The sequence below is a fragment of the Lachnoanaerobaculum saburreum DSM 3986 genome, assembly GCF_000185385.1.
Lineage (GTDB): Bacteria > Bacillota > Clostridia > Lachnospirales > Lachnospiraceae > Lachnoanaerobaculum > Lachnoanaerobaculum saburreum.
On record NZ_GL622296.1, the window covers coordinates 2329369 to 2337756 of the forward strand.

Consider the following 8388-nt stretch of genomic DNA (forward strand, 5'->3'; position numbering starts at 1 on the left):
CCTTAACCCACCGTCTAAAGCCGGTGGGATTGCGGTAACATTATTTCAAATAATTTACTTGTTATTTATTTATCATTTTATAATCCGAAAACGGCATAAATCCTTTAACCTAAAGAATTTACGCCGTTTTTTGTACTTCAATATTTTAAACTATAAATAGATGAATAGTATTTTACTGATTCTAATTATTATTCTGAAAGGCTAAGCACATATCTATATAAAAGTTCCAATGTGGCGACCACATCTCTGACATCCGCCACCTCATAACTATGTACATACCTCATAGGCGTTTGAAGCCCTCCCGCCTTTATACCGCCGTTTAGAGTCTGCATAAAACTTGCATCTGTAGCGCCTGCGGCATAGGCTTCTATACAGTATGGAATATTATTTTCTTTGGCTGTTTTTTTCATCTGTGATACCACTTCTCTATTTGAGAGAAGTCCGCCTATACCTGTACCGAGTTTATCCATAACCTTTATAGACGCTCCTTCGCCAAGTGCATTCACACACTCCGCATCAGGCACTCCCGGAATATCTGTTGCCAGACTCATATCAAGTGCTATTGCAATATCAGGTTGTATATTGCTTGCCGCCACTATTGCACCTCTTGCACCTACTTCTTCCTGTACACTGAAGACTGCATAGAAATCAGGTATATTATCCTTATCATCAAGCAACTTTACAAGCTCTTCAAGTATAAAAACAAATGCTCTGTCATCCAGTGCCTTACCGCCTATTCGATGATTGCCAAGAAAAATAACCGGATAGTCAATTGAAACGGCATTACCTACTTCAATTCCCATATCAATTACATCCTGTTTTGAGTCTGCACCCACTTCAATAAAAAACTCATGCACGGACTCAGGCATAGTGTGGCATCTGTCCGGTCTGCCCGGATGAAGTGAATTTATTATTCCGTCTATATGCTTTCCTTCTTCAGTCCTTATAATAACATGCTTGCCGAAAAACTGCTGTGGGGCTATTCCGCCCAAAGTATCGACCCACAGAAAACCTTTACTGTCGATATGCCTTATAATAAGCCCTATCTCATCCATATGTGCCGATATAAGTACTTTTGTCTTACCTTTTCCTTTTTTATGGAAAATCAGATTTCCCATAACATCACTTGAAATCTCATAATCTACACCTTTTAGATGTTCCTTTATAAGATTTGCGACTTCGTCCTCAAAACCGCTTGGTCCGAAGACTCCTGAAAGTCCTACTATACGCTCTCTGAATTCTTTTTCCGTATTTTTACGATTAAACTCCATAATATCTCCTTTATATGATATATGGTATGGACTCAAGCAAGGTCTTTGTATAATCATCTTTGGGATTTGAAAAAATATCTTCAGTTATCCCTTCTTCTACCACCTTGCCGCCATACATCACCATTACCCTGTCCGCTATATGCCTTACCACTGAAAGGTCATGTGAAATAAAAATATAAGAAATATTCAACTCCCTCTGTAATCTCAATAAAAGATTGATTATCTTTGCTTGTATTGATACATCAAGTGCGGAAACAGGCTCATCACATATAACAATATCAGGATTTAGAATAATTGCCTTTGCAATACCTATTCTTTGCCTTTGTCCGCCTGAAAATTCATGTGGAAATCTGTTCTTCCATGACAAATCAAGCCCTACCGTCTCCATAGTGTTTTCTATCTTTTTATTTCTTTCTTCTACATCTTTATATGCCTTTGCAATATCCAAAGGCTCACCTATAATTTCATTTACAGTCATTCGGGGATTTAGAGATGAATAAGGATCTTGAAAAATCATCTTTATATGTTTTCTTGCTTCCTTCAGATTTTGCCCCGAAAGTTTCCTAAAGTCCTTATCACCTAAAATAATCTCACCGGCTGTCGGCTCTATAAGCCTTATTATCGACTTTGCAAGTGTGGACTTACCGCAACCGCTCTCTCCTACTATTCCAAGAGTCTCTCCTCTATGCAGTTCAAAACTTACTCCGTCAAGTGCCTTTAATGTTTTCTTTTTTTGAAATAATGAACCGCTGTTATAATACTTTTTTAAATTGCTTACTTTCAGTAATACTTCACTCATAGCTTTCTTTGTCATTTACCACAAAACATCTGGTACAATGTTTATCTCCTTTAAGTTTCGGTCTTTCTTTAAAACATTTTTTTATTGCAATATCACATCTTGGCGAGAAAAGGCATCCGTTTGGAAGTGCATCAAGCATCGGTACGCTTCCTCTTATATCATGAAGTGCTTTGGTTCCTGTATTCATATCAGGTATAGCTCTTAAAAGTCCTATCGTGTATGGATGTTTCGGATTTGTAAATATTTCATTTGCACCTGCAATCTCCACTATCTGTCCGGCATACATTACCGCCACTCTGTCTGCCATCTTTGATATTACACCCATATCATGTGAAATAAATATAACCGAGGTTTTTTTCTTATTTTGAATTTCCTTTATCAGTTTTAATATCTGAGCCTGTATTGTCACATCAAGTGCTGTAGTCGGCTCATCACATATAAGTAACCTTGGGTTGCAAATAAGCGCCATCGCTATCATTATCCTCTGTCTCATGCCTCCTGAAAGTCTTGACGGTATATCATTATAGACATCTACAGCTCTGCCTATTCCTACCTCCGATATGGCATGTATTGCTTTTTTTCTAAGTTCACCCCTACCAAGCTTTTCATGTGTAAACAACACCTCTTCTATCTGCCTTCCACATTTCATAAGCGGGTTTAGTGATGTCATGGGTTCCTGAAATATCATTGATATTTTGCTTCCACGAATATTTTGCAACTCTTTTTGAGATAATTTAACCAAATCCTCATTTTCGAATAAAATTTCTCCGTTTGTCACCTTTGCAGGCGGTGATAAAAGTCCCATTACGGCAGATGCAAGCATTGATTTTCCACATCCGCTCTCACCCACTATTCCAAGCACTTCACCTTCTTTTAAATCTATATTTACATTATTGATTACCGGTAAAATACTCTTCTCACTAAAAATATCTACATTCAGATTTTTTATGCTTAATAAAGTACTCATTACAGGCCTCCTTTTTGTGAATGCAGCTTCGGATCAAGTGCATCCCTTAGACCGTCCCCGAACATATTGAAGGCCATAACGGTTACAATAATACAAAGACCGGGGAAAAGACTGTAGTATGTATTTGAGCGTATGAACTGTTGTGACTCTGCAATCATATTGCCCCAACTGGCTGTAGGTACAGGTATACCAAGTCCAAGATAGCTTAGGCTTGCCTCGGAAAGTATGGCATTCGGTATTCCAAGTGTTATAGAAACTATAAGCATAGGTATACAGTTCGGCAAAAGATGTTTTAATATTATACGAAGATTAGAGCCTCCGTCTATCTTACAGGCCTGTATATATTCCTGATTCTTTATTTCCATTACCTTACTTCTTATAAGTCTGGCGGTGGCAGCCCATGATAAAAATCCAAGTGACAGATACAGATTTACTTTTCCGGCACCAAGTGCATACATAAGTGCCATTGCAAAGAGCAAAAACGGAAAGCTTGAAAATACCTGTATTATAAATGAAATAATATCATCAACTATTTCTCCGAAATATCCGGCGGCAACCCCAAGGAAATATCCTATAAACGTAGCTATAAGCTGTGAAATAATACCTACCGAAAGTGATATCCTACATCCGTAGATACATCTGGTCAAAATATCTCTTCCATATTGGTCGGTCCCCCACAGATGAGTCATACTTGGTGCCAAAAGTCTGTCATTTAACGCCTGCTTATTCGGGTCATAAGGAGTCAAAAAAGGTGCAAAAATACATATAATCACAAGGCATATAAGAATCATTGCGGAAAGTATTGCAATTTTATTTTTTGCCATATTTTTAAGTATATCTGAATGATACATTATTTTTCACCTCCTAATCTTATATTCGGATTGATAACGGCATATAGTATATCCACTATAAAATATATGATTACACATATTCCTGCAACATATATTACTCCTCCCTGAACAAGCGGTATATCTCTTCTGTTTATCGCATCTATCAAAAGTTTTCCGATTCCGGGTATATTAAATACATTCTCTGTTATCATAGAGCCTGTAAGCAATACACCGAAGTCATTTCCAAGTATTGTAATAATAGGCACAAGTGCATTTCTCAGTGCATGTACAAAGATTATTCTTCTCTTTGAAAGCCCCTTTGCATATGCGGTTCTTATAAAGTCCTGCTTCAACACCTCAAGCATAGATGTCCTTGTCACTCTGGCTATAGTTGCAGCCGACCTTATTCCAAGTGAAAATGCAGGTAAAACCCACCATATACCGCTTTTTATACCTGATACCGGGAACCACCCGAGCCTCAGTCCTGCCACTATCTGCAATATAATGGCAATCCAAAATGACGGAGCCGATATTCCGAAAACCGATATACTCATAAGTATTCTGTCCGGTAATTTATCATGATATAGCGCTGCAAATATACCTGTCAAAAGTCCGAGTATTATCGCCACTATATATGCGGCTATTGCCATTGTAAATGTATACTTAAATGCATTCACAATAAGTGTCAGAACCGCCTTTCTTTGAAAATAACTGTTTCCGAAATTTCCTGTCAAAATATTCTTAAGCCAGTTGATATATTGCATCGGCAATGATACATCCAGTCCCATCTGCGCTCTGGCCGCTTCTATTGCATCTTTACTTGCAAAATCTCCAAGCATGGCCGCCACTACATCTCCGGGAATAACATTAAGTACAAAAAATGTAATCAGTGAAATACAAAATATTATACCGAGTGCAAGACAGGCTCTTTTTATAATATAACTTTTCACAAGTCTCTCCCTTCTTTATATATACAATAAAATACAGCCTGCATATACAGACTGCATTTATTATAAAATAACATTATTTCATATCTACATCAACATTCCAGAAGTGGTAAATCAAGTTTCCGACAGTAAAATCTTTAACAAAAGGTTTTGCTATAAACTGACTCTGAGGATAGTAAAGAGGAATTGCCGCATAATCCTCAAATGTTAATATATGATCCGCCTGCTTATATAACTCCGCTCTTTGTTTTTCATCTGTAGAGGCTCTGGCATCATCAAGCAGCTTATCATACTCGGCATTATCATAAAATACACCACGATTGTTTGAGTTCTTTGAATAGAAGTAGTTGTACATCTGGAAATCCGCATCAGGATAAAGTGCGTTCCACTGCATTCCTGTCATCTGAACATTACCGGCAGCTCTGTCACTGTTCCACGTAGCATTGTCAACCTTCTTTACTTCAAGGTGGATTCCCACTTCTTCCAAATATCCTTGAATTGCATTAAATATTGCCTCATCAGTATCTCTTACCTCAGCCGTCAGATTAATGCCGCTGTTATAACCTGCATCTGCCAATATCTTCTTTGCTTTTTCAGGATTGTACTCCATTACAGGCAGGCTGTCGTCATGACCCGGTATTTTATTGTTAAGGAAGGTGGTAGCAGGAATTCCGGCACCGGCCAATATTGTATTTACCAACTCCTCACGGTTGATTGCAAGTGAGATTGCCTTTCTCACATTCACATCCGATATATATTCACTCTTAAGGTTAAGAGATATAAATGTTGTTCCAAGCGGATAATACTTTTTTATCTCATCTGCATGATTGGCTTCATATTGCTCAAGCTGTGACGCCGGCAAATCCGACAAATCAATATCACCGTTTTCATATGCTATAAGTTTTGTTTGCGCATCATCATAATACAGTACACGCAATGTATCCAAATTTACATTACCGCCATGGTAGTCTTCATTTTTTACAAGTACTACCTCTGTGGTATCATCATTTGACAGAATCTTGTATGGACCTGTACCTATAAGATTTGTACCGATACCCCAATCGGCACCGGCCGCTTTTGTTGCCTCTGCCGGGAATATATCCGCATATGATGTTCCAAGATTCTTTACAAAAGGTGCAAAGGGTTGTTCAAGTACTATATTGAAGTGATAGTCATCCACCGCTTCAAATCCGCTAAGACTTGTCGCACTGCCTGCAAGCATATCCTTTGCCCCCTTTATCATATCAAAGTATGTTGTTGACTTGGCACCTGTTTCCGGAGTAAACATTCTTTCAAATGTATACTGTACATCCTTAGTAGTAAGTTCAACACCGTTTGTAAACTTAACACCTTTTTTCAGCTCAAAAGAATATGTCAGTCCGTCATCCGATACCTTTGGAAAATCTGTAAGAAGTACAACCTCCTCTTCATTCTTATCATTAAATCTGAGAAGTGACTCTGTTACCTCATCTGCAATAGAGGCCGCACCTGATGATGTACTTTTTTGCATATCAAGTCCGGTGCCTGCATTTGCCTGTCCGAACTTCAATACTTTTTCACCGGTACCTGACCCTGTCTTTGTTTCGCCTGCCTGTGTAGTATCTGCACTGCTGTCGCTCTTAGCATCCTTTGCTCCTCCACAGGCAGTTAATAAAAGTGATAATGCAGCAAATGCCGCAAGATATTTTTTAATATTTTTTCTCATAAATACTCCCTTATTATTCTTATTAAAATATAAACCTATATTCCCATTTATTTAATAGGTAATATACAACTTAAACTTATTTTAGTCAACTACAAAACAGTAAAAAATATGAAATTTATAAATTTTCATCATTGCATTTAAAACTGTAACAAAATACAATAGTCAAGTAGAACTGTTTGAAATAAGACTGCTGCAATGACAGTTTACCTTACTTATATGGAGGAATATGAAAAACGTAAGTTTTAAGCTATTTAATGATCGAACCTTTTCTGATTGTTTTATAAATTTTTCAGGTCATGAACAGTGTGAACCCGGTCACAGTTTCAGACCTGCTGTCAGACCATGTTATATCATACATTATATAGTGAGTGGAAAAGGTAAGTTCTTATGTGATAATACAGAATATGAACTTGGAGCAAACAAGGCGTTCTTAATAGAACCGAATGCTATGACATTTTACAGGGCAGACTTTGAAGATCCTTGGCACTACCTTTGGATCGGTTTTAAAGGTGAAAAAGTCGCCGAGATTTTAGAGAGGATGGGAATAAATTATAAAAATCCGATTCTTTCAGGTAAAAAAGAGAATCTTATGCAAATTACAGAAGAGATTCTTTCCACCGACTCAAGCGGACTGAAGGAGGAACTGAAAAGGCAATCTTTATTATTTGACTTTTTAAGCTCACTTTGTCCTGATACTATGTATTCAAAGAGTATAAGTCAATCTACAGAGTTGAAGAATAATAATTATCTGGTAAGGGCAATAGAATTTATACAGAATAATTTTTACCATTCAATAGGTGTCAATGATGTATCCTCACACCTGGGCATCAGTAGAAACTATCTGTTCACATTATTCAAAAACAGCATGGGACACTCTCCTTCAGAGTATCTGACCTATTGTAAGCTTAACAGAGCCTGTCACCTGCTTGACGATTCGGCACTCTCTGTAGAAAATGTCGCTTACTCCTGTGGCTATGATTCACTCTCTGTTTTCTCAAAGGCTTTCAAACATAAGTATGGGCTTACACCGTCAGCCTACAGAAAGTTAAAGCATGAAAATGACACAATGTCAGACCTTGAGTTCAACAGATTTATAAAGAGAATGGATAAGGAATAGAAGATATAATCTTTAAAGGCATTTTTAGACTAATATTAGACATTTAAAAACGCCTAAAACGACTACTTTTTACTACAAATAAAAAAGGCTTAAACCCTTGTTAATCAAGGATTTAAGCCATATTTCAAACTGCCGCAGACCGGAATCGAACCGGTACGGGTATTTCTACCCACGGGATTTTAAGTCCCGGGCGTCTGCCTGTTCCGCCACTGCGGCTGACACGACCCGAATCGGACTCGAACCGACGACCTCCGCCGTGACAGGGCGGCGCTCTAACCAACTGAGCCATCGGGCCATAATAAAGATATAAAATCTTAGCTCCCTGAGTAGGACTCGAACCTACGACACTGCGGTTAACAGCCGCATGCTCTACCGACTGAGCTATCAAGGAATATTGCCCTTAGAAACTAAGGGCAATGGAGCTTCAGGGACTCGAACCCGGGACCGATCGGTTATGAGCCGATTGCTCTAACCAACTGAGCTAAAGCTCCTTATAATGGCTTTCGCCAATGACCCCAACGAGATTTGAACTCGTGTTACCGCCGTGAAAGGGCGATGTCTTAACCGCTTGACCATGGGGCCGAATACTGTGCTATTCTACTCTCTAAACAATAAAATGTCAAGTAATTTTTTAAATGCACCTTCAAAACTGCCTACCAAACTGCATTTCTCACTTGGCGAAGAGCTTGGCCTTAGTGAGAAAGTACACCTCAAATTCGCTTGCGGATTTGATGGTGTCTCCGATTATATAC

7 protein-coding genes and 5 tRNA genes are annotated in these 8388 nt (G+C 38.3%); 1 reads left to right on the forward strand and 11 read right to left on the reverse strand.

Features of this window, described 5'->3' with window-relative positions:
* Positions 1 to 188 precede the first annotated feature (188 nt).
* From HMPREF0381_RS10645 to HMPREF0381_RS10670, 6 genes are all read right to left on the reverse strand, one after another.
* Positions 189 to 1271 (reverse strand): M42 family metallopeptidase, encoded by a 1083-nt coding sequence (locus tag HMPREF0381_RS10645; RefSeq protein ID WP_040461399.1) that lies wholly within the window; start codon positions 1269 to 1271, stop codon positions 189 to 191.
* A gap of 10 nt (positions 1272 to 1281) precedes the next feature.
* A complete protein-coding gene (locus HMPREF0381_RS10650) occupies positions 1282 to 2085 on the reverse strand; it encodes an ABC transporter ATP-binding protein (protein ID WP_008751990.1) in 804 nt (267 codons plus the stop codon).
* Positions 2063 to 3037 carry an ABC transporter ATP-binding protein gene (locus HMPREF0381_RS10655; RefSeq protein WP_008751991.1) on the reverse strand — a complete coding sequence of 325 codons (975 nt, stop codon included), beginning with the start codon at positions 3035 to 3037 and terminating at the stop codon, positions 2063 to 2065. The genes HMPREF0381_RS10650 and HMPREF0381_RS10655 overlap by 23 nt, the downstream gene beginning before the upstream one ends.
* A complete protein-coding gene (locus HMPREF0381_RS10660; RefSeq protein WP_008751992.1) occupies positions 3037 to 3888 on the reverse strand; it encodes an ABC transporter permease in 852 nt (283 codons plus the stop codon). The genes HMPREF0381_RS10655 and HMPREF0381_RS10660 overlap by 1 nt, the downstream gene beginning before the upstream one ends.
* Entirely contained in the window at positions 3888 to 4817 is a 930-nt protein-coding gene (locus HMPREF0381_RS10665; protein ID WP_008751993.1) for an ABC transporter permease, read from the reverse strand. The genes HMPREF0381_RS10660 and HMPREF0381_RS10665 overlap by 1 nt, the downstream gene beginning before the upstream one ends.
* Before the next feature lie 73 nt (positions 4818 to 4890).
* On the reverse strand, positions 4891 to 6519 hold the full coding sequence (locus HMPREF0381_RS10670; RefSeq protein WP_008751994.1) for an ABC transporter substrate-binding protein: 1629 nt from the start codon (positions 6517 to 6519) through the stop codon (positions 4891 to 4893).
* Between the two features lie 226 nt (positions 6520 to 6745).
* On the opposite strand from HMPREF0381_RS10670, the gene HMPREF0381_RS10675 reads away from it, so the two are divergent.
* On the forward strand, positions 6746 to 7636 hold the full coding sequence (locus HMPREF0381_RS10675; RefSeq protein WP_008751995.1) for an AraC family transcriptional regulator: 891 nt from the start codon (positions 6746 to 6748) through the stop codon (positions 7634 to 7636).
* 130 nt (positions 7637 to 7766) lie between these two features.
* Here HMPREF0381_RS10675 and HMPREF0381_RS10680 read toward each other — a convergent pair.
* The 5 genes from HMPREF0381_RS10680 to HMPREF0381_RS10700 all read right to left on the reverse strand — a co-directional run bounded on the left by HMPREF0381_RS10680 (position 7767) and on the right by HMPREF0381_RS10700 (position 8218).
* Positions 7767 to 7852, reverse strand: a tRNA-Leu gene (locus tag HMPREF0381_RS10680).
* Positions 7853 to 7857: 5 nt separating this feature from the next.
* Positions 7858 to 7931 (reverse strand) — tRNA-Asp (locus HMPREF0381_RS10685).
* A 23-nt stretch (positions 7932 to 7954) separates the two neighbouring features.
* A tRNA-Asn gene (locus HMPREF0381_RS10690) sits at positions 7955 to 8027 on the reverse strand.
* A 26-nt stretch (positions 8028 to 8053) separates the two neighbouring features.
* A tRNA-Ile gene (locus HMPREF0381_RS10695) sits at positions 8054 to 8127 on the reverse strand.
* A gap of 19 nt (positions 8128 to 8146) precedes the next feature.
* Positions 8147 to 8218 (reverse strand) — tRNA-Glu (locus HMPREF0381_RS10700).
* Positions 8219 to 8388 lie beyond the last annotated feature (170 nt).

Excerpts from the sequence above, each read along its gene's own strand:
- HMPREF0381_RS10645 (WP_040461399.1), bottom strand. The coding sequence starts at position 1,271 with ATGGAGTTTAATCGTAAAAATACGGAAAAAGAATTCAGAGAGCGTATA.
- HMPREF0381_RS10650 (WP_008751990.1), bottom strand. The coding sequence starts at position 2,085 with ATGACAAAGAAAGCTATGAGTGAAGTATTACTGAAAGTAAGCAATTTA.
- HMPREF0381_RS10655 (WP_008751991.1), bottom strand. The coding sequence starts at position 3,037 with ATGAGTACTTTATTAAGCATAAAAAATCTGAATGTAGATATTTTTAGT.
- HMPREF0381_RS10660 (WP_008751992.1), bottom strand. The coding sequence starts at position 3,888 with ATGTATCATTCAGATATACTTAAAAATATGGCAAAAAATAAAATTGCA.
- HMPREF0381_RS10670 (WP_008751994.1), bottom strand. The coding sequence starts at position 6,519 with ATGAGAAAAAATATTAAAAAATATCTTGCGGCATTTGCTGCATTATCA.
- HMPREF0381_RS10675 (WP_008751995.1), top strand. The coding sequence starts at position 6,746 with ATGAAAAACGTAAGTTTTAAGCTATTTAATGATCGAACCTTTTCTGAT.